A 21,408-nucleotide genomic window follows, 5' to 3' on the forward strand; every position below is an offset into this window, starting at 1 on the left:
GTCCGAGAGGTCCGAGAGGTCCGAGAGGTCCGAGAGGTCTGAGAGGTCTGAGGGGTCCGGAGGGAATGTCCTCCGGGCCTTTGCCGTTGTGGGGTGGTAGAAAGTTCAATACTCAACTAAACTGAGCGCACAAGGAGGTACGGACATGCCTGCAGTGACCGTCGAGAACCCGCTGACCCTGCCCCGTGTCGTCGCGCCGGCCGAGGCGGTGGCCCGCCCGGTGCTCACCGTGACGACCGCGCCCAGTGGCTTCGAGGGCGAGGGCTTCCCGGTCCGCCGCGCGTTCGCCGGGATCGACTACCGCCACCTCGATCCGTTCATCATGATGGACCAGATGGGTGAGGTTGAGTATCAGCCTGGGGAGCCGAAAGGGACCCCGTGGCACCCGCACCGCGGCTTCGAGACCGTCACCTACATCATCGACGGGATCTTCGACCACCAGGACAGCCACGGCGGGGGCGGCACCATCACCAACGGTGACACCCAGTGGATGACGGCCGGCTCGGGCCTGCTCCACATCGAGGCGCCGCCGGAGTCGCTGGTCATGTCCGGCGGTCTCTTCCACGGCATCCAGCTGTGGGTGAACCTCCCGGGCAGGGACAAGATGATGGCGCCGAAGTACCAGGACATCCGCGGCGGTCAGGTCCAGCTCCTCTCCACCCCCGACGGCGGCGCACTGCTCCGCGTCATCGCCGGTGAGCTGGACGGCCACCAGGGCCCGGGCATCACCCACACGCCGATCACCCTGCTCCATGCGACCGTCGCGCCGGGTGCGGAGATCACCCTCCCGTGGCGCGAGGACTTCAACGCCCTCGCGTACGTACTCGCCGGGCGCGGCAGCGTGGGAGTGGGCCGGCGGCCGATCCAGCTCGGCCGGACGGCCGTCTTCGGTGCCGGTTCCTCGATCACCTTCCGCGCGGACGAGAAGCAGGACGCCAACGCGCCGGACCTGGAGATCGTGCTGCTGGGCGGACAGCCGATCCGTGAGCCCATGGCCCACTACGGTCCGTTCGTCATGAACACCCGCCAGGAGCTGCAGCAGGCGGTCGAGGACTTCCAGAAGGGGCGCCTGGGCACGATTCCGACGGTCCACGGGATGTCCGAGGGCGGCCTCTGAGGCCCGCCGGGAGGCCCCTGCCCGTCGACGGGCAGGGGCCTCCCGGCATGAAACAAAGGGTCCATCCTGCGCATACTGGAAAAGAGTGCTGAATCGGGACCCTCACGTGAGTCCCATCGCGTGGGAGGCCGGCATGACGATTCCGACACCGACATCGCAGACGGCACCGCGGCTCGACGCGGACGAGCCCCCTCGAAGAGACCTCTGGCCCGGAATCGCCGGCATCGCGTCCGGCGTACTGCTGCTCGTCGCGCTGCTGGTGACGTACAGCAACTTCCCGGACTACGAGGGCGAGGACGGCCTCCGCGAGACGGTCACCTTCTACCGTGACCAGGGCAACCTCGACCTGACCGAGGCCATGACCCCGGTGATGCTGGTGGCCGGTCTGCTCTTCTTCTGGTTCCTGGCCGCGCTGGCCCGGCTCGCCGGGAAGCGGTCGTTCCTGGTTCTCGCGGGCGGCACCGCGTTCGTGGTCCTCCTGATGATCGCGGCGATCACCGGCGCGATCTACGCGATCTCCGCCAACAACACGGAGTCCTTCCTGGTCGGCCCCGAGACCGCGATGGTGGCCATGCTGCTGCTCGACGTGTCGTACGGCGGGTCCATCGCCGCGATGGCCGCCGCGGCGGTCCTGCTCTTCGCCGTCTGGCGGACCGCCGTCACGACCCACACCCTGCCGGCCTGGCTCGGCTGGTTCGCCTTCGTCATCGCGGTGCTGAGCCTGGCGGGACCGTTCAGCGCGTGGCTCACCGTGCCGCTGATGGGGCTGTGGACGGTGGTCGCGGGGGTGGTGTTGGTGACGCGTTCGTCATCTTCGGCGGCGGGAGGTAGTTGAAACCCGGTACGGTACGACGAGGCCCGAAGCCGCAACTCTGTTTTGCGACTTCGGGCCTGTCTTGCCTGTCTTACGAGGGCTCCGCTACGGCGTTACGGCAGTACGCAGACCGGCGTGCCGTCCGGAGTGCGGCCTGCTGGTCGGACGCACCCCAGCTCGAACAACATCTCCAGGCAGTCGTGTACGCGCTCCTGTGACAGCCCCGTACGGGTGGCGATGTCCTCCACTCGGTAGGTGGCCCCTCCATGCAGCAGCGCCGGTGCCAGGTACGCCGCCACGGTGTGGACGTCGTCGGTGACGACGAGGTTCTTCGCCTGCCAGCCGGCGAGGAGTTGCCGGGGTGTCAGCTCCGGCGCCCAGGAGGGGTGAGGGTGGTTGGTGGGGCGGCGGAGAGTCTGCGCGATGTCGCGCAGAGCCTCGGCCATCGCGTTCTGGCTTCGGCTGATCTGCCGCAGCAGGTCGTTGCTCTCCTCCTGGAACGACGTCAGCATCTCGTCCGCCCGGATGTTCCGCTCTTCGAGCCGGACGATGGCGTCGGCTACCTGCGGGGGCATGGAGTACGCCGTGCCGCCGGTGGGGGCGGGTTGTACGGGGGCCGGTTCCAGGGAGTAGGAGCCGTCGCGCTGGACGGTGACGATGACTTCTGAGACCCAGTTCTTGAAGGGCTGGGACTCCTGTTTTGTGCTCCCGTTGACGAGCGCGACGAGCCCGCGAAGGTTCACCAACTTCATCGACCTTTGCAGCCTGTGAGCTGCGAGTTTGCTTGAGGCGTCTGCGGCGTAGACGCCTTGTGCAATCTCGTCCAGCCGCTTTGTGCAGTCTTCTGCAACGTGCCAGAGGAGCGCCTGGCGCGTGTTTGCGTAGCCGAGATCCGTGGCCACGTCTGCTGCCACGAACCAGTGCTCGCCATCGGGGGTAGTGAGCCTGCGGACCCTCGCCCCCGTAGCCGCGAACACGAAGTCGCTGATGTCGATCGCGTCATGGTGGGGTGCCGTCGGTTCTTCCGGCGGCGGGTTGTTGTGCTCGTACATCGAGCATCACCTCCGCTCGGAAGGTAGGCAGATGGGGGCGCAACTCGCGTCTATAGCAAGGATGTTCACCCGAAAGTGGACAGAGGTGTCGATTCTGTATGAAGGGGGGCGGGAGGGCCCCCGCCCCTCCCGCCCCCGCCGCCCCCCGGGCCTCAGAGCCTGCTGTTGCCGCCCTTGTTCGTGATGCTGGGCTTCTTGCAGTTGTTCCAGGTGAGTTTGCCGGCGTTGCCGCCGCCCTTGCCGCCCCAGCGGATGGGCTTGATGGACTTGCCGCCGTAGCCGTTGCCGTACTTGTTGTTCTTGAAGATGTTGCCGCTGCCGCAGGTCTCGCCCTTCTTGGCGTCGCGCCACTCGCTGAGTACGGCGTAGATGCCGGAGTTGGTGGAGGTGTTGCCGCTCACCGTGTTGTTGCGCTCCTGTACGGCCCGGCCCCAGCCCCGGCCTGTCCCGGATCCGCCCCGTACGGGCGCCCGGGTTGTGCCTCACCGACGGTGAGACGCGGGCGAGAAGCGGTGCGTCGAAGGTGGTGGCGATGCAGCGGCCGTGCGGGGAGGCCGTGCCGCCGAAGACGTATCTGCTGAGGGGGGACGACGGGCTGTACCGCATCCAGTGGGATCACCCGGAGTTCGACAAGGGCTGTCTCACCCTGCTGAGCGACGGGGACTTCCGGAACATGTTCGAACCCTGGGACGACTGCGGTCTCAGCGGGTCCTCCCAGTTGTTCCGCATCGAGAAGGGCGAGGGGCAGGAGGACCAGGACGGCTGGCGGGTGCGGCCTGTGCGGGGGGAGGGGGAGTGCGTGGGTATCCGAGGGGGCGCAGATGAGCGCGAGGCGGTGGCCGTGGCGGAGCCCTGTGTGGAGGAGGCCTCGGCCGGTGCGGGCGGCGATTCTTCCCGGCAGCGCTTCCTGATCGACTGACTGATCCGGATGTCCTGTCCCGTGTCCCGTGTCCCCTTCCCCTATCCACTGTCCCCTTACCGGCTGATCGGACGGGGCCTCACCCGCGCGGTCGTCCGGGCGGGACAGCCGGGGGCGGGCGTGGTCGGGTGGGGGTGTGCAGTTGCTTCCCGTGCCCGTGCGCAGGCTGGCCGCCTGGTGTGCCGTGATCCTGCTCGTCGCCGGGGTCGTGTACGTCGGTGTCCGGCTGTGCGCGGAGTTCAGGACGGCGGTCACGCCGGTGCTGCTCGCGCTGTTGGGGACCGCGCTGCTCGGGCCGTTGCACCGGAGGATGGTCAAGGCGCGGATGCACCGTTCGCTGGCGGCCGCGCTCACCTGTGTGGCCGTGGTAGCGGTCGTGGGCGGGGCGGTGTACATCGTGGTCGCCGCGCTCATCGAGACCGGGGACCAGATCCTCGCCTCGCTGCGGAACGCGGCCGGCGATCTCGCCGAGTACTTCGGGGCGGCCGGGACCTCGCTCGACGATCTGGCCGCCAACGCGAAGGAGTTGCTCACCCGGTTCGGGGGGACGGCGGCCTCCAATGTGATCAGCGGGGTGAGCGTCGTCGGTGAGGCCCTCGCCATGGCCGTACTGGCGTTGTTTCTCGTCTTCTTCTTTCTGCGGGACTCCCACCGGGCCATGGACACCATCCGGGCGCTCTCGCCGCGTGGCGGCGCGGACATGAGCGAGGCCATGGCGCGGCGGGCCTTCGAGGCGGTCGAGGGGTTCATGCGGGGGACGACGCTCATCGCGTTCATCGACGCCGTCTGTATCACCGTCGGGCTGCTGATCCTGGGGGTGCCGGGGGCGGTCGGGCTCGGGGCGCTCGTCTTCGTGGGGGCCTATATCCCCTATCTCGGCGCGTTCATCTCGGGTGCGGTGGCCGTGCTCGTCGCCCTCGCGGACCGGGGTTTCGTGATCGCGCTGTGGGCCCTCGGGATCGTCCTGGCCGTCCAGGTACTGGAGGGGCATGTGCTCCAGCCCGCCATTCAGAGCCGGACCGTGCAGATGCACCCGGCGGTCGTCATGGTCGCGATCACCGCGGGCGCCTCGGTCGCCGGCGTCCTCGGGATGCTCCTCGCGGTACCGCTGACGGCGGCCGCCTTCGGGGTCTTCCATGAACTGAGGGAGCGGTACGCCACAGAGGAGGCCACAGAGGAGGCAGCAGAGGCCGGGGAGGCCACGTAAAGCCCCCCAACACCCGGGCTACCCCGGGGCCGGCTCGTACAGCTCGAACCAGATGCTCTTGCCGTCGCCGCGGGGGTCGACTCCCCAGGCGTCGGCGAGCATGTCCATGAGGACGAGGCCGCGTCCGGAGGAGGCGAGTTCTCCTGGGTGGCGCTTGTGCGGGAGGTCGTCGCTGGCGTCGGTGACCTCGACGCGCATCCGGCGCTTGCCGCCGTCGCCGTCGCCGGTCATCTCGGCGACGAGGAGCGCGTCGGCGTCGGTGTGGACGAGGACGTTGGTGAGCATCTCGGAGACGAGGAGGACGGCGGAGTCGACCTGGTCGTCGCAGTTCCAGTCGTGGAGCAGCTCGCGCACCTGCTGGCGGGCGCCGGCGATCCGCTCGGGCTCGGCCTGCGCGACCGTCAGGGCGGTGCGGCGCACGGCAGCCCGTACGCCGCCGGTGTCGCCGCAGCCGTCGCTCTCCCGGCACAGCAGCAGCATCGCTATGTCGTCCTCGCGGCGGTCGGCCAGCGGGCCGGGCGTGTGGTGCGAGGACGGACCGTGCACGCCCTGGACGAGCGCGTCGGCCAGCGCCTCCAGTCGGCCGGGTGCCAGTCGGCCGGGTTCCAGAACTGCGCCGCCCTCCCCCTCCCCCTGGTACCCCTCGCTCGTGCCGTCGTGCGGGCTCGCGTCGAACGACTCCAGGATCGTGCGGATGCGGCGCCAGCCCGTGTCGAGGTCGTGGCCGCCGGTCTCGATGAGGCCGTCGGTGCACAGGAGCATGGTCTCGCCGGGCTCCAGGATCAGCCGGGTGGTCGGGTAGTCGGCGTCCGGGTCGATGCCGAGGGGCAGGCCGCCCGGGGTCGGCCGGACCAGGACCGTGCCGTCGGCCATGCGGACAGCCGGGTCGGGGTGCCCGGCGCGGGCGATGTCGAGCACGCCGGACACCGGGTCGACCTCGACGTAGAGGCAGGTCGCGAAGCGCAGGTCGGTGAAGTCGGTGGCGGAGTCGTTGGTGACGCCGTGCAGGAAGCGGGAGGCGCGGGAGAGGACGGCGTCCGGGGGGTGGCCCTCGGAGGCGTAGGCGCGCAGGGCGATGCGGAGCTGGCCCATGAGGCCGGCGGCGCGTACGTCATGGCCCTGGACGTCGCCGATGACGAGGGCGAAGCGGCCGTTGGGCAGGGCGATCATGTCGTACCAGTCGCCGCCGACCTGGAGTCCGCCGCCGGTGGGGACGTACCGCGCGGCGACGGTCATGCCGGGTATGTCGGGGCCGAGCGTGGGGAGCATCGTGCGCTGGAGGCCGTCGGTCAGCTCGCGTTCGGTCTCGGCGGCGCCGGCCCGGGAGAGGGCCTGGGCGAGCATGCGGGCGACGGTGGTCAGGACCGAGCGCTCGTCGGGGGTGAAGCTGACGGGGTGCAGGAAGCCCGCCATCCAGGCGCCCATGGTGCGGCCGGCGACGGTCAGCGGCAGGAACGCCCAGGAGTGGCGGCCGAACTGTTCGGCGAGCGGCCAGGCGGTGGGGTAGCGCGCCTTGTAGTGCTCGGGGGAGGAGAGATAGACGGCGCGGCCGGTGCGGACGACCTCGGCGGCCGGGTAGTCCGTCTCCAGCGGCATATGGGTGAAGGGGCCCTCGGCGCCCTGGTTGTGCCCGTGGTGCCCGATGACGGTGAGACGGTCGGCCTCCACCCCGAACACGGCGAGCCCGTCCGGTGAGAAGCCCGGCATCGCCAGGCCCGCCGCGACCCGCAGCACCTCGGCGGTGGACCGTGCCTCGGCCAGGGCCCGGCCCGCGTCCAGCAGGAACGCCTCGCGCGAGCGCCGCCAGTCGCCCGTGATGGCCGGGGCGCGGGCGGCGGTCCGGGGGGAGGGCTCGGTGACCTCCTGGATGGTGCCGATCATCTCGACGGAATTGCGCACCGGGTCGAAGGACGCCTTGGAGCGGCTGCGGAGGGTGCGGATCACCCGGCCCCGCTCGTCCATGACCCGGACCCGGACCTCGGCGAGGGTGTCCTCGGCGACGGCGAGCTGCACGACCGAGGTGATCTCGTTCCAGTCGACGGGGTGCAGCCGTGCCCGCGCGCCGGCCTGGGTGAGGGTCACCGGCTCCGCGGGCAAGCCCAGGAGCCGGGCGGCTTCGGCGTCCAGGGCGACGGTTTCGGCAGCGCTGTCCCAGGTCCACAGTCCCGTCGCGAGGGCGGACAGGACGTCCCCCACGGTGGGCGGGGGCTCACCATTGCGCATTGACCCACTCTATGAACAGCTGAACGGACCGTGCCACTGAAACTGCACCAGGCACCGAGCAGTACCCGAAGTAACCACGGCCAGGGGCGACGGAGGTGACGGCAATCGACGCCAGCGACAGTAACCGCTTGCGGTCCTGCCCATGGCCATGACCGTGCGTATCCGGTCATGACGGTGACGGGTGTGCGGCCGGCCTGCGGCAGGTTCCCGTCCGGCGTGCGGCGAGGCTCCCGTGGGCCCGTGGTAAATGGTGGGGAGGCGATCTCGGGGTGCCCGGTACCCTTGGGGTTGTTTCACGTGAAACACCGGCGGCGGCCACCGACCGTGACCCTGACCGGCAGCGGTGAGATACGCACCCAGAACGCACCCAGATCCCCGATCAGCGAAGGCTGGATGAACGACGATGCATCGGTACAGGTCCCACACCTGCGGCGAGCTCCGCGCCTCTGACGTCGGCACCGACGTCCGGCTGAGCGGCTGGCTGCACAATCGGCGCGACCTGGGCGGCATCCTCTTCATCGATCTGCGCGACCACTACGGCATCACGCAGCTCGTCGCGCGTCCGGGCACCCCGGCGTACGAGGCCCTGGACAAGATCTCCAAGGAGTCGACCGTCCGGGTCGACGGCAAGGTCGTCTCCCGGGGCACCGAGAACGTCAACCCGGACCTGCCCTCCGGCGAGATCGAGGTCGAGGTGGGCGAGGTCGAGCTGCTCGGTGCGGCCGCCCCGCTCCCCTTCACCATCAACGCCGAGGACGGGGTCAACGAGGAGCGGCGCCTGGAGTACCGCTTCCTCGACCTGCGCCGCGAGCGCATGCACCGCAACATCCTGCTGCGTACGGCCGTGATCTCCGCGATCCGTCACAAGATGACGGCGCTGGGCTTCAACGAGATGGCGACGCCGATCCTGTCCGCGACCTCCCCCGAGGGCGCCCGTGACTTCGTCGTCCCGTCCCGCCTGAACCCGGGCAGGTTCTACGCCCTCCCCCAGGCCCCGCAGCAGTTCAAGCAGCTGCTGATGATCTCGGGCTTCGACCGGTACTTCCAGATCGCGCCCTGCTTCCGTGACGAGGACGCGCGCGCGGACCGTTCGCCGGGCGAGTTCTACCAGCTCGACGTCGAGATGAGCTTCGTGGAGCAGGAGGACGTCTTCCAGCCCATCGAGAAGCTCATGACCGAGCTGTTCGAGGAGTTCGGGAACGGCCGTCACGTCACCTCCCCCTTCCCGCGCATCCCGTTCCGCGAGGCGATGCTCAAGTACGGCTCCGACAAGCCGGACCTGCGCGCCCAGCTGGAGCTGGTGGACATCACCGATGTCTTCGAGGGCTCTGAGTTCAAGGCGTTCGCCGGCAAGCACGTGCGGGCGCTCGCCGTGCCGGACGTCTCGTCCCAGCCCCGTAAGTTCTTCGACCAGCTCGGTGACTACGCGGTCGAGCAGGGTGCGAAGGGCCTGGCCTGGGTGCGCGTCACCGAGGACGGTTCGCTGACCGGCCCGATCGCCAAGTTCCTCACCGAGGGGAACGTCGCCGAGCTGACCAAGCGCCTGTCGCTGGCGGCCGGGCACGCGGTGTTCTTCGGCGCGGGCGAGTTCGACGAGGTCTCGAAGATCATGGGCGCCGTGCGCGTCGAGGCCGCCAAGCGGGCCGGCCACTTCGAGGAGGGTGTCTTCCGCTTCTGCTGGATCGTCGACTTCCCGATGTACGAGAAGGACGAGGACACCGGCAAGATCGACTTCTCGCACAACCCGTTCTCCATGCCGCAGGGCGGTCTGGAGGCCCTGGAGAGCCAGGACCCGCTGGACATCCTCGGCTGGCAGTACGACATCGTCTGCAACGGCGTCGAGCTGTCCTCCGGCGCGATCCGGAACCACGAGCCCGACATCATGCTCAAGGCCTTCGAGATCGCGGGCTACGACCGTGACACCGTCGAGGAGCAGTTCGCCGGCATGCTCCGCGCCTTCCGCTTCGGCGCCCCGCCGCACGGCGGTATCGCCCCGGGCGTCGACCGCATCGTCATGCTCCTCGCCGACGAGCCCAACATCCGCGAGACCATCGCCTTCCCGCTCAACGGCAACGCCCAGGACCTGATGATGGGCGCGCCGACGGAGCTGGAGGAGGCGCGACTGCGGGAGCTGCACCTGACGGTGCGGAAGCCGCAGCCGAAGTAGGGAATGAAGTAAGGCAAGCCTTTCTTCTTTTGTTTTCGAAAAGGGTCCTGAAGTCGTCCGTCGATTTCAGGACCCTTTTGCGTGCGTGGGGAAAAGGGTTCGTTTTCTCAGCTGGTTGACAGGCTTCATATCTAACTTCCCGGCGCATGACAGCGAATGAACAGGCAACGAATGAACAGGCAGCGAATGGACAGGATGAGCAGCGATTGGCGGGCGCCGGTGATGTGACGCGCCGCAAGGTCGTCGTGGCCGGCGCGGGCGCCGTCGCGGCGGTGGGCCTGGGTGGCGTCATGGCGGCGAACGCCTCGAACACCTTCGCCGGTGAGCGGAGAGAAAAGCCCGGCGGCGGCCCCGCGCCCGCCCTGGAGGAGTGCTACCTGCTGACCTCCGAGACGACCGAGGGCCCGTACTACATCGACGCGGACAAGCTCCGCCGGGACGTCACCGAGGACAAGGGCGGCATCCCCCTGACTCTCCGCCTCAAGGTGATCGACTCCGAGACGTGCAGGCCCGTCCGGAACGCGGCCGTCGACATCTGGCACTGCGACGCGGTGGGCGTCTACTCCGGCTACGAGGACATGGGCAACGGCGGTGGCGGCCCGGCCCCCACCGGCGAACCCCCGACCGGTGAGCCGCCGAGCGGCGATCCCTCCGGCCCGCCCCCGGGCGGCGGCCACCAGGAGCCCACGGACGAGACCCGCTATCTGCGCGGCACCTGGAAGACGGACCGGAAGGGCTTCGTCACCTTCAGGACCGTGTTCCCGGGCTGGTACCGGGGCCGTTGCGTGCACATCCACGTCAAGGTGCATGTCAACGGCGAGTGGACGGACGCCGGTTACGAGGGTGGCACCACCTGCCACACCGGCCAGTTCTTCTTCGACGAGGAGTCCGTTCTCGCCTCCGCGGTCGTGGAGCCGTACGTGTCGAACGCGGCGGAGCGTACGACGCTCGACGAGGACACGATCTACGACGGCACCGGCACCCAGGGCGGACTGCTGAAGCTGCGCTACGACAAGAGGGACATCGCGAGGGGTGTGCGCGGCTCGCTCACGGTGGGGGTGGACCCGGAGGCCGACAGCGACGGGCAGGGGACGGCGCCGGAGCCGAGCGTGTCCGCGTCGGCGTCGGCGTCGGTGAGTGCGTCGGCAAACTGATGCATAAGTAAGGTAAACCTAATCAGAGTTTTTTGCCGAATGGAAGCCCGAAATGGACGACTATTTCGGGCCTCCTCTGCCTCCGTGTGAGAGTAGTGGGGCAAATCACAGTGTTTTCTTACTGTTTTGACAGTCTGCCTCCCTAATTTCCTGCTCATGACGGGAAACCAGACTGGAAACGAGAACGAGCAGGCCCCCACGCCGAAGCACAAGCGGGATCTGGCGCGCCGCAAGGTCGTCGTGGCGGGCGCGGGTGCCGTGGCCGCGGTGGCCGTGGGCGGAGCCGTCGTCGCGACGGCGAGCGCGGGCACGAACAACAATGCGAACAAGAGTACGAACAAGAAGGGGGCCACTCCCCTCGGCTCCACGAGCGAGAGTGCCGGGGAGGAGTGCTACAAGCTCACCTCGGAGACCACCGAGGGCCCGTACTACATCGACGCGGACAAGCTCCGCCGGGACATCACCGAGGACAAGGAGGGCATCCCCCTCGTCCTCCGCCTCAAGGTGATCGACTCCGAGACCTGCAAGCCGATCCGCAACGCGGCGGTCGACGTCTGGCAGTGCGACGCGCTGGGTCTCTACTCGGGCTACGAGAGCGCCTCCATGGGCGGCGGCGCCTTTCCCACCGGCGACCCCTCGGGCACCCCCTCGGGCACCCCCTCGGAGTTCCCGGGGGGTGGCAGCGGTGGCATCCACCAGGAGCCCACCAGCGACACCCGCTACCTCCGCGGCACCTCGAAGACGGACAGGAAGGGCTTCGTCACCTTCCAGACGATCTTCCCCGGCTGGTACCAGGGCCGTTGCGTGCACGTCCACGTCAAGGTGCACGTCAATGGCAAGTGGACGGAAGCGGGTTACGAGGGTGGCACCACCTGCCACACCGGCCAGTTCTACTTCGAAGAGGAGGCCGTCCTCGCCTCCGCCGAGCTCGACCCGTACTCGACCTCCACGACGCAGCGTACGACCCTCGACGAGGACACCATCTACGACGGCGCCGGCACCCAGGGCGGTCTCCTCAAGCTGAAGTACAAGAAGGCCGACATCGCCAAGGGGGTCATCGGCTCCATCACGGTCGGCGTCGACCCGGACGCCGAGAACACGGGATTGGACCTTTCGTTGCTGACGGGCGGGTCGCAGACGGCTACCCCCTCGGCGAGCTGACGGTCGTAAGACTCGGTGAACGGCCCGGAACCCCACCCCTGGGTTCCGGGCCTTTGCCGTGCCCTCCCGCACGGGGCCGCACGCTGGGAAAGTCATCAGGCGACGCACAGGTTTCTCGACGGATGGGCACAGCGGGGGGCGGTGTGATGGGACGTACGGGGTGAGGAACCCGTAAGGCCTGTACGGGATTTACGCGACGTACGGGACGGAGCTTCGGAGATGCTGGAGGAGGCCATGAAGCTGGCCGTGCTGGTGGCAGTGTTGCTGATCGTCGGGGCCGTGGTCGCGATCGTCGCGCAGCGGCGGTCCGTGAGGGAGCCCGGACCGGCGTCCGACCTGGACGCGGAGGCCGACGCCAACCGCTGGGTGGTACGGCTGGGCGCCGGCCTGGCCGGCATCGACGTACGGGCGCAGGCCGGGGCCGGCGGCAGCGCGGCCCAGTCCCTGACCGACGCCACCGAACACCTCCGCACCGCCCGCGCCCAGCTGACGGCCGCCCGCACACCCGACCAGTACGCCCAGGTCACCCGGACGGCGGTCGAGGGCCTGCACCATGTGCAGGCGGCTCGTACGGGTCTGGGGATGGATGCGGGGGTGGGCGCGGGAGCGGGTGCGGCCGGTCAGGTGCCGATGCCGATGCCGATGCCGATGCCGGTTTCGGTGTCCGTTCGTACGGCGATCAGCGGTCCGGTCGACCAGGCCGGGCGGGTCGTCCGGAATTCGGAGCGCCCTTCCAGAGCGGCGAGCAGGTCGGTCACCGCCGCTTCGTGAGCCTTTGGCCGGCCGGGAGTGGGCGTGAGGTCGTCGGTTCAGGGCCGCCAGGCCGAGATCACGTCCCCGGCGCCCCACACCAACTCGACCCCGTCACGGTCGCCGAGTGGCCCCGCGGTCCCGGAGAGGGACACCACGGCCAGCCGTCCTCCGGTATCCGGGGTGAAGCCGGGAACCTGCGCGGCGTCCCTCCGCAGCGTGGCCAGGTCGTGCTGGTCGAACGGTGAGGCCAGCCACTTCACGGAGCCCGCGAAGAAGACGCTGCCGGCGATGGGCGTGCGGTCGGCCCCGATGAGGTCGATCTCCGGTGAGAACCGCCGGTTCCACCAGCCGCCCACGACCTCGGTGTCCGGCCAGGGGAACTCACCGGACACGGCGGCCAGTTCCAGCGCCTCCCGGATCAGGGGCTCCACGGCTCGCCCGCGCCAGGCCGTCCAACGCCGCTGGACGAGCCGGTACGCGGCCTCGGGTCGGCCTCGTCTCGACAACTCCTGCGCGGAGCGCGTGGCGGCGAGGTAGAGGCGCAGACTGCTGTCGGCCACGCGGTAGAGGGCGGGCTTGCCAGGGTTGGTGGACAGAGGGGAGTCGCAGGCGAGGACGCGCTTTTCCTCGGTGAGTCTCCTGAGCAGCGGAGACAGTATTCCGGAGGGCAGCGATCCGCTCTGGCTGCCGGCCGTCGCCGCGATGCTGGCATGCGTACGGTCTCCGCTCCCCACCGCCTCCAGCACGCGACGGGCCTGGTCGGGCGCCGGGAACTCCGCCATGAGCGCCGCCTCCGGAACGCCGAAGAGCGGCGACGCGGGGTCCGCGCACTCGGCCTCGATGAAGTCGAGCGCCGGGGTGCCGTGCGGCCAGGCCCGCAGAATCCCCGGCAGCCCGCCGGAGATCAGGTGCGCGTCGATGGCGTCCGTGGTGTCGAGCCCCAGCGCGTCCCCCGTCTCGGCCGGGTTGAGCGGGCCGAGGACCAGGCTGTCGGCCCGCCCGTAGAAGGGCCGGTCGTACGCCGTGAACCGCTCCATCATGTGCAGATCACTACCGAGCAGGAGCAGCAGCACGGGGCGGCGGGCCAGCAGTCGGTCCCACGCCGTCTGCAGCGCCCCGTCGAACAGGGGGTCCTGCTCGGCGAGCCAGGGCAGTTCGTCGAGCACGACGATGCTCGGGGTATCGGCGGGCAGTACGGCGGCGAGGGCGCGCAGGGCGTCCGGCCAGTTCGTGGGAGCGCCTTTCGGCACGAGATCCGGCTCGGCGGGGAGGGACGACTCCCGAAGCTCGGCCATGAGATCGGTGATGCCCTCCACGGGTGAGGCGCCCTTGGTCGCGCTGAAGAAGACGTACGGCCGCCCGGCCCGATCACAGAACTCTTGTACGAGCCTCGACTTCCCCACCTGCCGGCGACCCCTTATGGCGACGGCGACGCCGGCGCCGTCGGCGGTGACGCGATCGAGGCGCTTGCCCAGGAGAGCCAGCTCGACGTGGCGGCCTACGAAGGGGGTCGGCATGAGAGCCTCTGGCGGCAGATAGGTAGATTCATTCTACGTAGTTTGCATCTACATCTCGTGAGCGGTGCCGCGCGGTCTTCCCCACGTCGCTGCCGCCGCTGTGCCGTCCAGGCCCACCGCCAGCAGTTCACTCATGTCATACAGCGCTTCGATGGCCGCCGTCGGGGTCAGCGGGACCCGTAGCGCGTCGAAGACAGGGGCGAGGGCCTCCGGGTGCTCCTGGAAGACGCGGTGTGAGGCCTTGTGGGCGTGGACTGATGTGACCATGTCGCGGAACCCAGGGGGCGTTCGGGCCGGGTGTCCGGCCGACGGGATGGGATCACTCTTTCGGGGACAGTGAGAACGTTCAGGCCGCCCGGGCCAGCTCGCACCACACGAATTTGCCGTTGGCGTGGGGTGGTTGGGCGGCCACGCCCAGGGGATACCAGCCCCAGCTGTCGGAGCACTCCTCGATCAGGGTGAGGCCGCGGCCGGATTCGAGGGCGGGGTTCGGGGTGGCGTGGGCCGGGGGCGCCGGGGCCGGTGGCCTCGGGTCCGTGTCCCACACGCTGACGCGCAGCGCCGGGGCCCGCCAGTGGAGCCTCATGGCCGCCGGGCCCTTGGTGTGTCGTACGGCGTTGGTGACCAGTTCGGTCGCTACGAGTTCGGCGGCGTCGGTGAGATGGTGGAGGTCGTGGAGGGTGAGGATGAGGCGGAGGGTGCGGCGGGCGATGGTGACGGCTCGGGGGTTGTTGGGGATGGAGAGGGTGTAGGTCCAGGGTTCGTCGGGGGTGGTGGCCGTCGGGTCGCCGGTTGCGGGCATGCGTGACTCCTGTGTGGTGGAAGGGAGTTGGGCTCGCTGTGGTCCGGGCGGTGGCTCTGTCGCGCCCGTCCTGGCAGGACGGTGCGGTGCGCTTCCGGGACGCCCCGGCGTTCCGCAGCGTGTGCGTCGCGTCACCGACGGTAGAGGAGAAATTTCTCCTGATGCAAGGCGTTCGCGTAACCTGACACCCGAACGAGGGGGTCCAATGGGGCCTTCGAGCAGTGCCGTTGAGGGGATGAGCCGCCATGGCGCCGAGGAGTCAGCCCACCGCCCGGCAGGTGCGTCTGGGCACCGAACTGCGCAAACTGCGGGACAGGACGGGGATGCCGGCCCGAGAGGCGGCACGGCTCCTCTCGTCGACCTCGGCGCAGATGAGCCAGGTCGAGTCAGGGCTGTCGGGCGTCAGTGAGGAGCGGGTACGCAGGCTCGCCGCCCTCTACGCCTGTGCGGACGCCGCGTTGATCGAGGCCCTTGTGGCGATGGCGACGGACCGTACGCAAGGCTGGTGGGACGAGTACCAGCGTGTGTTGCCGTCGGAGTTCCTGGACCTGGCGGAGTTGGAACACCATGCCCGGTCCATCCAAGTGATCGGAACCTCGCACGTTCCTGGGTTGTTGCAGACCGAGGACTACGCACGGGCGGTGTTCTCCTACTGGGTTCCGGAGTTCGTGGAGGGCGAGGTGGAGCCCAGGGTCGCGCATCGCATGGGGCGCAAGGCGGTCCTTGAGCGGTGCCCGTACGAGGTGGTGCTGCATGAGTCCGTACTGCGTACGCGCGTCGCCGACCGGAGCGTGACGCGGGCTCAACTCGAACAGATCCTCCAGGAGTCGGAGCGCACGAGCGTCACCGTACGTGTGATCCCCTTCGACACGGATGGCTTCGCCGGTGCGAGCGCGGCGCTTCTCTACCTGGGTGGTCCGGTGGCCGCGCTGGACACCGTGCAGCGGGACACCCCGTACGGCACCGCCTTTCTCGACGACGCCGCTCAGCTCCTCGCCATGCGAACGCTCTTTCGTAAGGTGGAGTCGGTATCACTTGACCCCGCAAGGTCCCGGGACTTCATTCACCGGTTGTCGAAGGAAGTGTGAGGCCCTCATGACGCAGCCCCGCGATTGGCGGAAGTCCTCGTTCTCCGGTGGCGCCAACGGCAACGAGTGCGTCGAAATCGCCCACAGCCGCGCCGAGTTGCTCCTCCGCGAAAGTGACGACCCGACTCGAATACTTCCCATTGCCCCTGGCGGCCTCGCCGCGCTCCTCTGTCGGCTCCGCGCGGACCACCTGTGACCGGGGGCCACGACGACGAGTTCACATCCGGCGGCCGATGTTCACCGTGGTCTCCTTCGCCGCGCTCTCCGCTCGCGTCAGTACTCCCGTGCCGTACGCGACGACGGCCGCTGTCAGGTACGGGTCCGCCCGGCCCATCAGCTGGCCGATCTCCGCGGATGCGGTAGCCGCCGGGAACGCCTCGGGCCACGTACCGTCTCCCGCTCACCAGGGGTCGTCCTCCGTGGGGGGTGCCAAGGCCTCCTCTTCGAGGAGGCGTTCGGCGATGTCGTCGGCCCAGGTCTGGGCCCATTGGCGGAGTTCGAGGATGGCTTCGGCGGTCAGGCCGTGGCTGGCGAATTCTCTGTCGTCGAGCCACTCGGTGCCTTCGAGGCGGGACTGGAGGTCCGTGAGGTCGAACGTGGTGGAGGTGGCGGAGGTGTGGCGGCGGGCCAGTTCCTCCAGTTCGGCGGTGGTCCAGTGGGCGGTTGCCGCGTGGACGGCGATCAGGTCGCGGGCCGTGCCCCGGTCGGCGACGGCCCGGACCTTCGTGCCCACCACGTCCTCCAGGGAGAGCGTGGGGCCCAACGGCGTCTCGACCGGCGGATGCCACAGCGTTTCCTTGAGGATGTCGACGGTTCGGACCTCCGCCGTCGTGGGATCGGTGACGACGAGGCGGGCGGAGAGCGGGGTCGTCTCGACGGCGTGCACCAGCCAGCCGCGTTCCGCCAGGCCCACCCGGACCGTCGCGGTGATCTGCTCCATCGGCGCCGCGTGTTCCGTCGCCACCTCCAGGTCCCGGGCGGGGGGACGCGCCTCGATCAGGCCGTGCGCCTGCGCCGCGTGGTCGCCGGTGAGGGCGAGGGCGTACGGCGTGCCGATGGTCAGGACGTCGGTGAGGAGGTGACGTAGCTGGTCGGGGAGGACGGAGAGGTCGGGGAGGTCGGGGAGGTCGGGGGCGTCCGGGAGGTCGTTCACGTGTGAACCTGCGGAGGCGTGGGGGGTGAGAGGGGTGGGGCCATGGGGGGATTATCACGGCCCCTAGCTGTTTCCCCGGTCAGTACGGCCTGCGGCCCACCCAGTTGCCCGGCGGGTCGAAGTTGGCGGCCACGTACGTCCAGCCGTTCGCGCATCTGGCCTTCGCCGCGCCGACCCGCGTCGAGCCTCGCCAGACCACCTGCGTGTAGTGCAGGCACTCCCTGTCGTTCTCGCAGGAGTTCGAGGGGCGGTCGTAGTCGGGCTTCTCGTCGATCCACAGGCGGGCCGCGTCCGACATCGAGTAGTCGGGGTCCGATCCCTTGGCCAGGTTCTCGCCGTACCGGCTGTTCGAGTGGACGATCCGGCAGTCGGCCACCCGCACCCTCGCCCACGAGCGGGCGTGCGCGGCGACGGCGTCGTCCCAGACCAGCGGGGGGACACCTACGTCGGCTCGTGCCTTGTTGACCATCGTCAGAAAGCGGTTGACCTCCGGTTTTCGCGTCACCGGTGTCACCGGTGTCGCCGGTGTCAGTGACTCCAGCCCCGTTGCCGCCACCGTGGTCTCGACCTTCGGCCCGGAACCCGTCGCGGCCCGCGCCGCCCCCGGCGCGAGTGCCTGTGCGGTCACCATCGCCACGACGGCGGCCGTCACCCCCGCCACCCGGCCTCGTCGCATCACTGCCATACCCGCGCCCGCCCCCACGTCCACTCGCATCCGTCCCTTGTGTCCAACTGCCGTACTCGCGTTGTCACTTGTACGGGAAGCAGGGGAGCGTTCGGCGGATCACGCGGGGCCCTGCCACCCCTTCGGGGGAACCGGGGGTGGCAGGGGTTTCGCGCAGCGCGCGTTCACCTGTCGCTGACCCTGAAGACTTCTCAAGTTCAGTTAAGGGAAGGCAAAGGAAGCTCACAGCTTGGCCCGCGATCGTCCTTTGTCATGGACCAGACCCTTCTCGTGGTCGCCGATCTGGCCGCCATCTCCGTACTGACCTTCGCGGTCTACTTCCCGCGTCACCACCGCCGGGACCTCATCGCCGCCTTCCTCGGCGTCAACGTCGGTGTCCTCGCGGTGGCGATGACGCTCAGCTCCTCGTCGGTGGGCATCGGCCTCGGGATGGGGCTCTTCGGAGTCCTGTCCATCATCCGGCTGCGGTCCAACGAGATCCAGCAGCACGAGATCGCGTACTACTTCTCCTCCCTCGCCCTCGGCCTGCTGGCCGGTCTGCCCGAGCAGGTGAACGTCCTCTCGACCCTCCTCATGGCACTGATCGTCGCCACGCTGTACGTCGGCGACCACCCCAAGCTGTTCGGCCGCTACCGGCAGCGCAGCCTGCGCCTCGACGCCGCCTACACCGACGAGGACGCCCTGCGCGCGCACCTCGAAGTGCTGCTGGGCGGACGGGTGGTGAACCTGTCCGTGCAGAGCGTGGACCTGGTCAACGACATGACCCTGGTCGAGGTCCGCTACGTCGTCACCGGCGCGGGATCGCGGGTGCCGCAGGAGGCGGGTACGGACCACCGGGTCGAGCGCGGGCAGGAGGTCCGGGCATGACGGTCCTGGACTCCGTCGCACCGGTCGTACGGGCGCTGCGCCCCATCGGCCTCGACGAACTCGTCGACCGCGCCGAACTGCTGACCCGCCTGGACCGCAAGTACATGCTGCCCCTCGTCGATCTCCCCTTCGTGATCGGCGGGCTCGATGGTGGGGGCACCTCCCGGTCGAGCGGAGCCGAGACTGGGGGAGTGCAGGTCCTGGAGGTCGACGGGGAACGACAGTTCGGGTACCGGTCCGTGTACTTCGACACCCCGGACATGGACGGCTACCTGGGCGCCGCCCGGCGCCGCCGACGCCGCTTCAAGCTGCGGATACGGACGTATCTGGGCTCCGGGCAGCACTTCCTGGAGGTCAAGACGCGCGGCCCGCGCGGCACCACCGTCAAGCAGCGCGTCCCGTACGACGGGGAGCTGTCGCGGCTGGGGCCCGAGGCGCGTGCGTACGCCGACCAGGTGCTCGGCGAGTCGGGCATCGACGCGCGTCACTTCCGGCTGGTGCCCACCCTGACCACCCGCTACCGCCGCACCACGCTGTTCCTGCCGGGCAGCGGCAGCCGGGTCACCGTCGACACCGACCTGACCTGGGCGCTGCCCGACGGCACCGAACTGCGCACCCCCGAGCGGACCATCGTCGAGACCAAGGCCGGGCGCGCGGGGTGCGGCGCCGACCGGCTGCTGTGGTCGCTCAAACACCGGCCGTGCCCGGTCTCCAAGTACGGCACCGGGCTCGCCGCGCTCCGGCCCGACCTGCCCGCCAACCGATGGCTGCCCGTGCTACGGCGCCACTTTCCCACCGCAACCGCCCTGAACGGGAGTCCCGCATGAACATGAGAACTCGCCTGAGGGCCCTGCGTACGAAGGCGGCAGGCGCCCTCGCCTCCGTCGTGCTCGCCTCGGCCGCGCTGGCCGGGTGCTCCTCCGCAAGCGACTCCGAATCCGCGTCCTCCGACGCCTCGTCGAGCGCGAGCGCGGCCTCCGCCGTGGACGGGACGCGGAACGCGGCAGCCGTCCTCGCCGACAACGAGAAGACGCACGCCGAGGACGGCGACACGGAGTACGAGGCGTCCGAGGCCGTCGACATCGAACTGAAGGGAGATTCGGCCTCGGCCGACGGCAAGGGCGTCGACGTCGACGGGTCCACCGTCACCATCACCGCCAGTGGGACGTACCGGCTCAGCGGGTCCCTCGACGACGGGCAGATCGTGATCACCGCGCCCGAGGCGACGGTCAAACTGGTCCTCGACGGCGTCGACATCTCCAGCTCCTCCGGGTCCGCGATCGCCGCCACCGAGGCGGAGCGGCTCGTCGTCGTCCTCGCGGACGGCAGCGAGAACAAGCTGAGCGACACCGACTCCTACGCGGACGACGCCGAGGCGAACGCCGCCCTGTACAGCGCGGGCGATCTGACGATCGGCGGCAGCGGCTCCCTCACGGTGAAGGGCAACGGCAACGACGCGATCGCCGGGAAGGACGGGCTGGTCGTCGTGGGCGGGAACATCACCGTCGAGGCCGCCGACGACGGCATCCGCGGCAAGGACTACCTCGTGGTGAACGGCGGCACGGTCACCGTGACGGCGAAGGGCGACGGGCTCAAGTCCGACAACGCGGACGAGGAGGACGCCGGTTACATCGCCGTCGACGGCGGTACGGTCTCCGTCACCGCGAGCGGCGACGCCGTGGACGCCGCCACCGACCTCGTCGTCACCGGCGGCAAGCTGACGGTGCAGAGCGAGGCCTCCGACGACACCTCCGCGCACGGCCTGAAGTCCGGTGTCATCACGGTGCTGGAGGGCGGCACGGTCGACGTCAACGCCTCCGCCGACGCCCTGCACGGCGACGCGGCCGTCCACCTCAACGGCGCCGACGTCACCCTCGCGGCCGGCGACGACGGCATCCACGCCGAGGGCGACCTGGTCATCAGCGAGGGCACCCTCACCATCACGGGCTCCAACGAAGGCCTTGAGGGCAAGGACATCCTGGTCCGCGGCGGCACCTCGAACGTCACCTCCGACGACGACGGCGTCAACGCCTCCGGCAGCGAGGCCACTTCGCAGGAGGAGGGCGCCCAGGGCGGCGGCTTCGGCGGCGGTCCCGGCGGCGGTGGTGGCGGCGAGAACGTCGGCGACTACTCCGCCAAGGTCACCGGCGGCACCCTGATCCTCAACTCCCAGGGCGACGGCTTCGACTCCAACGGCACCGCCGAGATCACCGGCGGTACGATCGTCGTCAACGGCCCCGAGATGGGTCGCAACGGCGCGCTCGACGTCAACGGCAGCTTCACCGTCAGCGGCGGCACACTCCTCGCCTCCGGCAGCTCCGGCATGGTCGTGGCCCCGGACACCGAGTCCGCGCAGGGCTGGCTCTCGGCGACCCTGGACTCCTCGGTCGAGGCGGGCACGACCCTGCACATCGTCGACGCGGACGGGAAAATCGTGGCGTCGTACGTCACCTCGAAAACCATCCAGAACGTCGTCTACTCGGGCGAGTCGATCAAGAGCGGCGAGGAGTACACGGTGTACTCCGGCGGCTCCACCTCCGGCACCGACACGGGTGGCCTGGCCGCCTCCGGCAAGCTCGGCGACGCCGAGAAGATCGCCACGGTCACGGCGGGCGAGGCCCCGGAGGGCGGCGGCTTCGGCGGCGGCGGACCGGGCGGGGGCGGCGACCGCGGATAGGCGCTCCTCCAGGCACTCGTCTGGGCACTCCTCGGCGGACAGGGTCAGACTG

Annotated in this window: 21 protein-coding genes; 13 read left to right on the forward strand and 8 right to left on the reverse strand. The window is 69.6% G+C overall.

The window, feature by feature from the left end:
* Window positions 1-145 precede the first annotated feature (145 nt).
* Together I8N67_RS33865 and I8N67_RS33870 are read left to right on the forward strand one after the other, a co-directional pair.
* Complete coding sequence (locus I8N67_RS33865) at window positions 146-1,117, forward strand: pirin family protein (RefSeq protein WP_200308100.1); 972 nt, start codon at window positions 146-148, stop codon at window positions 1,115-1,117.
* Window positions 1,118-1,250: 133 nt separating this feature from the next.
* The gene (locus I8N67_RS33870; RefSeq protein ID WP_200308101.1) at window positions 1,251-1,952 is read left to right on the forward strand and encodes a hypothetical protein; all 702 of its coding nucleotides are present in this window, start codon (window positions 1,251-1,253) and stop codon (window positions 1,950-1,952) included.
* 92 nt (window positions 1,953-2,044) lie between these two features.
* On the opposite strand, the gene I8N67_RS33875 is transcribed toward I8N67_RS33870, so the two are convergent.
* On the reverse strand, window positions 2,045-2,983 hold the full coding sequence (locus I8N67_RS33875) for a BRO-N domain-containing protein (RefSeq protein ID WP_200308102.1): 939 nt from the start codon (window positions 2,981-2,983) through the stop codon (window positions 2,045-2,047).
* Between the two features lie 152 nt (window positions 2,984-3,135).
* Window positions 3,136-3,384, reverse strand: a complete 249-nt coding sequence (locus tag I8N67_RS33880; RefSeq protein WP_200308103.1) for a hypothetical protein — start codon at window positions 3,382-3,384, stop codon at window positions 3,136-3,138.
* Window positions 3,385-3,515: 131 nt separating this feature from the next.
* On the opposite strand from I8N67_RS33880, the gene I8N67_RS33885 reads away from it, so the two are divergent.
* Together I8N67_RS33885 and I8N67_RS33890 are read left to right on the forward strand one after the other, a co-directional pair.
* Window positions 3,516-3,902: a hypothetical protein gene (locus I8N67_RS33885; protein ID WP_200308104.1), complete on the forward strand. Its 387-nt coding sequence runs from the start codon at window positions 3,516-3,518 to the stop codon at window positions 3,900-3,902.
* Window positions 3,903-4,038: 136 nt separating this feature from the next.
* Window positions 4,039-5,109: an AI-2E family transporter gene (locus tag I8N67_RS33890; RefSeq protein ID WP_200308105.1), complete on the forward strand. Its 1,071-nt coding sequence runs from the start codon at window positions 4,039-4,041 to the stop codon at window positions 5,107-5,109.
* Window positions 5,110-5,127: 18 nt separating this feature from the next.
* On the opposite strand, the gene I8N67_RS33895 is transcribed toward I8N67_RS33890, so the two are convergent.
* Window positions 5,128-7,332: a SpoIIE family protein phosphatase gene (locus I8N67_RS33895; RefSeq protein WP_200308106.1), complete on the reverse strand. Its 2,205-nt coding sequence runs from the start codon at window positions 7,330-7,332 to the stop codon at window positions 5,128-5,130.
* 403 nt (window positions 7,333-7,735) lie between these two features.
* On the opposite strand from I8N67_RS33895, the gene aspS reads away from it, so the two are divergent.
* The 4 genes from aspS (at window position 7,736) to I8N67_RS33915 (ending at window position 12,585) form a co-directional block, all read left to right on the forward strand.
* A complete protein-coding gene (aspS, locus tag I8N67_RS33900) occupies window positions 7,736-9,499 on the forward strand; it encodes an aspartate--tRNA ligase (RefSeq protein WP_200308107.1) in 1,764 nt (587 codons plus the stop codon).
* Between the two features lie 146 nt (window positions 9,500-9,645).
* Window positions 9,646-10,653, forward strand: a complete 1,008-nt coding sequence (locus tag I8N67_RS33905) for an intradiol ring-cleavage dioxygenase (protein ID WP_200308108.1) — start codon at window positions 9,646-9,648, stop codon at window positions 10,651-10,653.
* A 156-nt stretch (window positions 10,654-10,809) separates the two neighbouring features.
* Complete coding sequence (locus I8N67_RS33910; protein WP_200308109.1) at window positions 10,810-11,814, forward strand: intradiol ring-cleavage dioxygenase; 1,005 nt, start codon at window positions 10,810-10,812, stop codon at window positions 11,812-11,814.
* A gap of 219 nt (window positions 11,815-12,033) precedes the next feature.
* On the forward strand, window positions 12,034-12,585 hold the full coding sequence (locus I8N67_RS33915; protein ID WP_234046733.1) for a hypothetical protein: 552 nt from the start codon (window positions 12,034-12,036) through the stop codon (window positions 12,583-12,585).
* A gap of 38 nt (window positions 12,586-12,623) precedes the next feature.
* On the opposite strand, the gene I8N67_RS33920 is transcribed toward I8N67_RS33915, so the two are convergent.
* The 3 genes from I8N67_RS33920 to I8N67_RS33930 form a co-directional block, all read right to left on the reverse strand.
* Complete coding sequence (locus I8N67_RS33920; RefSeq protein WP_200308110.1) at window positions 12,624-14,084, reverse strand: AAA family ATPase; 1,461 nt, start codon at window positions 14,082-14,084, stop codon at window positions 12,624-12,626.
* A gap of 48 nt (window positions 14,085-14,132) precedes the next feature.
* Window positions 14,133-14,351 carry a hypothetical protein gene (locus I8N67_RS33925; RefSeq protein ID WP_200308111.1) on the reverse strand — a complete coding sequence of 73 codons (219 nt, stop codon included), beginning with the start codon at window positions 14,349-14,351 and terminating at the stop codon, window positions 14,133-14,135.
* A gap of 79 nt (window positions 14,352-14,430) precedes the next feature.
* Window positions 14,431-14,886, reverse strand: a complete 456-nt coding sequence (locus I8N67_RS33930) for an ATP-binding protein (protein ID WP_200308112.1) — start codon at window positions 14,884-14,886, stop codon at window positions 14,431-14,433.
* Window positions 14,887-15,131: 245 nt separating this feature from the next.
* Here I8N67_RS33930 and I8N67_RS33935 point away from each other — a divergent pair, with 245 nt between their 5' ends.
* The gene (locus I8N67_RS33935) at window positions 15,132-15,974 is read left to right on the forward strand and encodes a helix-turn-helix domain-containing protein (RefSeq protein WP_200308113.1); all 843 of its coding nucleotides are present in this window, start codon (window positions 15,132-15,134) and stop codon (window positions 15,972-15,974) included.
* Between the two features lie 7 nt (window positions 15,975-15,981).
* Entirely contained in the window at window positions 15,982-16,170 is a 189-nt protein-coding gene (locus tag I8N67_RS33940; RefSeq protein WP_200308114.1) for a DUF397 domain-containing protein, read from the forward strand.
* 204 nt (window positions 16,171-16,374) lie between these two features.
* On the opposite strand, the gene I8N67_RS33945 is transcribed toward I8N67_RS33940, so the two are convergent.
* On the reverse strand, window positions 16,375-17,127 hold the full coding sequence (locus I8N67_RS33945) for a nucleotidyl transferase AbiEii/AbiGii toxin family protein (protein WP_372443864.1): 753 nt from the start codon (window positions 17,125-17,127) through the stop codon (window positions 16,375-16,377).
* Window positions 17,128-17,206: 79 nt separating this feature from the next.
* Window positions 17,207-17,842, reverse strand: coding sequence for a pathogenesis-related family 1 protein (locus I8N67_RS33950; RefSeq protein ID WP_234046734.1), 636 nt, complete (start codon window positions 17,840-17,842; stop codon window positions 17,207-17,209).
* Between the two features lie 222 nt (window positions 17,843-18,064).
* Here I8N67_RS33950 and I8N67_RS33955 point away from each other — a divergent pair, with 222 nt between their 5' ends.
* Genes I8N67_RS33955 through I8N67_RS33965 form a run of 3 tightly spaced genes read left to right on the forward strand, consistent with a single transcriptional unit; the run spans window position 18,065 to window position 21,356 of the window.
* Window positions 18,065-18,679: a DUF4956 domain-containing protein gene (locus I8N67_RS33955; protein ID WP_200308115.1), complete on the forward strand. Its 615-nt coding sequence runs from the start codon at window positions 18,065-18,067 to the stop codon at window positions 18,677-18,679.
* Complete coding sequence (locus tag I8N67_RS33960; protein WP_200308116.1) at window positions 18,676-19,506, forward strand: VTC domain-containing protein; 831 nt, start codon at window positions 18,676-18,678, stop codon at window positions 19,504-19,506. Before I8N67_RS33955 ends, I8N67_RS33960 begins: the two co-directional genes overlap by 4 nt.
* Window positions 19,503-21,356, forward strand: a complete 1,854-nt coding sequence (locus tag I8N67_RS33965; protein WP_234046735.1) for a carbohydrate-binding domain-containing protein — start codon at window positions 19,503-19,505, stop codon at window positions 21,354-21,356. The genes I8N67_RS33960 and I8N67_RS33965 overlap by 4 nt, the downstream gene beginning before the upstream one ends.
* The last annotated feature ends 52 nt before the right edge of the window (window positions 21,357-21,408 follow it).

Origin of the sequence: Streptomyces adelaidensis (genome assembly GCF_016598475.1) — a bacterium.
Taxonomy (GTDB): Bacteria; Actinomycetota; Actinomycetes; order Streptomycetales; family Streptomycetaceae; genus Streptomyces; species Streptomyces adelaidensis.

Excerpts from the sequence above, each read along its gene's own strand:
- I8N67_RS33940 (WP_200308114.1), top strand. The coding sequence starts at position 15,982 with ATGACGCAGCCCCGCGATTGGCGGAAGTCCTCGTTCTCCGGTGGCGCC.
- I8N67_RS33875 (WP_200308102.1), bottom strand. The coding sequence starts at position 2,983 with ATGTACGAGCACAACAACCCGCCGCCGGAAGAACCGACGGCACCCCAC.
- I8N67_RS33885 (WP_200308104.1), top strand. The coding sequence starts at position 3,516 with ATGCAGCGGCCGTGCGGGGAGGCCGTGCCGCCGAAGACGTATCTGCTG.
- I8N67_RS33960 (WP_200308116.1), top strand. The coding sequence starts at position 18,676 with ATGACGGTCCTGGACTCCGTCGCACCGGTCGTACGGGCGCTGCGCCCC.
- I8N67_RS33935 (WP_200308113.1), top strand. The coding sequence starts at position 15,132 with ATGGCGCCGAGGAGTCAGCCCACCGCCCGGCAGGTGCGTCTGGGCACC.
- I8N67_RS33920 (WP_200308110.1), bottom strand. The coding sequence starts at position 14,084 with ATGCCGACCCCCTTCGTAGGCCGCCACGTCGAGCTGGCTCTCCTGGGC.
- I8N67_RS33895 (WP_200308106.1), bottom strand. The coding sequence starts at position 7,332 with ATGCGCAATGGTGAGCCCCCGCCCACCGTGGGGGACGTCCTGTCCGCC.
- I8N67_RS33915 (WP_234046733.1), top strand. The coding sequence starts at position 12,034 with ATGCTGGAGGAGGCCATGAAGCTGGCCGTGCTGGTGGCAGTGTTGCTG.
- I8N67_RS33865 (WP_200308100.1), top strand. The coding sequence starts at position 146 with ATGCCTGCAGTGACCGTCGAGAACCCGCTGACCCTGCCCCGTGTCGTC.
- I8N67_RS33905 (WP_200308108.1), top strand. The coding sequence starts at position 9,646 with ATGACAGCGAATGAACAGGCAACGAATGAACAGGCAGCGAATGGACAG.
- I8N67_RS33930 (WP_200308112.1), bottom strand. The coding sequence starts at position 14,886 with ATGCCCGCAACCGGCGACCCGACGGCCACCACCCCCGACGAACCCTGG.
- I8N67_RS33910 (WP_200308109.1), top strand. The coding sequence starts at position 10,810 with ATGACGGGAAACCAGACTGGAAACGAGAACGAGCAGGCCCCCACGCCG.
- I8N67_RS33925 (WP_200308111.1), bottom strand. The coding sequence starts at position 14,351 with ATGGTCACATCAGTCCACGCCCACAAGGCCTCACACCGCGTCTTCCAG.
- I8N67_RS33965 (WP_234046735.1), top strand. The coding sequence starts at position 19,503 with ATGAACATGAGAACTCGCCTGAGGGCCCTGCGTACGAAGGCGGCAGGC.
- I8N67_RS33955 (WP_200308115.1), top strand. The coding sequence starts at position 18,065 with ATGGACCAGACCCTTCTCGTGGTCGCCGATCTGGCCGCCATCTCCGTA.
- aspS (WP_200308107.1), top strand. The coding sequence starts at position 7,736 with ATGCATCGGTACAGGTCCCACACCTGCGGCGAGCTCCGCGCCTCTGAC.
- I8N67_RS33950 (WP_234046734.1), bottom strand. The coding sequence starts at position 17,842 with ATGCGAGTGGACGTGGGGGCGGGCGCGGGTATGGCAGTGATGCGACGA.
- I8N67_RS33870 (WP_200308101.1), top strand. The coding sequence starts at position 1,251 with ATGACGATTCCGACACCGACATCGCAGACGGCACCGCGGCTCGACGCG.